General features: G+C 74.1%; 2 protein-coding genes. Both read left to right on the forward strand.

The features are described 5' to 3' along the window. The first annotated feature begins 138 nt into the window (after positions 1-138). Positions 139-375 carry a hypothetical protein gene (locus A5787_RS28570; RefSeq protein ID WP_304441132.1) on the forward strand — a complete coding sequence of 79 codons (237 nt, stop codon included), beginning with the start codon at positions 139-141 and terminating at the stop codon, positions 373-375. A gap of 151 nt (positions 376-526) precedes the next feature. Next, positions 527-1,650, forward strand: a 1,124-nt coding sequence (locus tag A5787_RS00010) for a hypothetical protein (protein WP_231993724.1), incomplete at its 3' end; no start/stop codon positions are given.

The following is a 1,650-nucleotide window of genomic DNA, read 5'->3' on the forward strand; positions in this document are numbered from 1 at the left end:
CCGCCACCGCCGCCTCCGCCGTCGCCGCCACCGGCCCCACCGGCGCCGGTGATCGTGACGACGGCGCCACCGGTTATGACGCGCCATCCCGCGCCGCCGGTCACCACGCAGCCCCCGCCGCCACCCGTCACCACGGCGATGACCACCGCGCCTCCGCCGCCGCCGACGACCACGCCGCCCCCAACGGCCCAGGCGCCGTCGACCACCCCGACGACGACGGTGCCGATGACGACGCAGTGGATCCACGTTCCGCTGCTGCCGGTGCCGATCCCGGTGCCCGTCCCGGCCAGCCAGGCCCCCCAGGCCCCCCAGGCGCCGCCTTATCCGCAGTATCCGGGCAACTCGCAGAACCCGTTCCTGAGCCCGGGGTACTGAGCCTCCTCGTACATGCTGTGACCCTGATCAACCTAAGGTCAGGTGGACAAGCGCGTCCGGTTGCACGCGGGTAGCGTGGTATCACCCAGTTCGGGTTGGGTCTGTTTTTTGGTGCCCTAGGGGAGGGCAGTCAAGACCTGGGAGGCGCAAAGTGGACATCGTGCTCGGAGCGTCAATGGCTCCGACCACCGTCCGCCTGGTTCTCATCGAGGGCCAGGATGCCGACGGTGTCACAGTCGAAGAAGACGAGTTCGAGGTCGCCGCTTCGGGCGCGCCCGCGCAGGTGATCGACGCGATCGTCGGCACCCGGGAAGGCGCGACGGAGGGCGGCTACCAGCTGACCTCGACGGGCGTGACGTGGACCGATCCCGCCGAGGTCGGCGCGCTGCGCGAGGCGCTCGCGTCCCACGACGTCGGCAGCGTCATGCTGGTCTCCCCGTTGCTGGCCGCCGCCGCGTTGGCGCAGACGGTCGGTCAGTCGATCGGCTACCGGCACATCGCGATGCTGTTCGTCGAGCCCGACAGCGCGACGCTGGCCGTGGTCGACGTCACCGACGGTTCCATCATCGATCTGCACCGGCGGCAACTGATGGGGGACACCGCGGCCGAGCTGTCGGGCATGGTGGCCGGGCTGGACGCGCCCGGGTCGGAGGCCGACGGCGTGTTCGTCGTCGGCTGCGGAACCGGACGCGGAAGTGACGTGGCCGCCATCAAGGCGGCGCTCGAGGCGGCGACCCCGCTGGCGGTGAGCGTGCCCGAGGAACCGGACATGGCGCTGGCCCGGGGCGCGGCGCTGGCGTCGGCGAACGCGCCGCTGTTCGCGGTGTCGACGGCCGCCCTGGCCTACTCGCTGGACCCCGGTACCGGCGAGGTGAGTCCCCGGGCGCTCAGCCCGACCTACCTCGAGGTTTCCGGCAACGCCCGTCCGGGTGCGCTGGCCTACAGCGCCCTGGACGACCTGGCCGACGATGCGCAGGACCAACCGCGCCGCCGCGGGTTCCCCATGCTGGTCGGCAGCGCGTTGGCGGGCATCGCGGCCGTGGCGGCCGGGGTGGTAGTGGTCTCGCTGACATCGGACGCTCACCCGGCCCCGCAGCAGGCCAGCCCGCACGCCGTCGCCCCGCTGAACCGGGTGCCGGCGCCGCAGGCGCAAGTGCCCGCCCCCAGCCCCGCGCCGGCCGCCACGCCGGCTCCCGCGGTGGCCGCACCGCCCGCACCGGCGCCCGAGGCCCCCGCCCCGCCCGCGGCCGCGCCGGCGCCGCCGGGCGCGGTGGA

Origin of the sequence: Mycobacterium sp. 852002-50816_SCH5313054-b (genome assembly GCF_001667185.1) — a bacterium.
In the GTDB taxonomy this organism is placed as follows: domain Bacteria; phylum Actinomycetota; class Actinomycetes; order Mycobacteriales; family Mycobacteriaceae; genus Mycobacterium.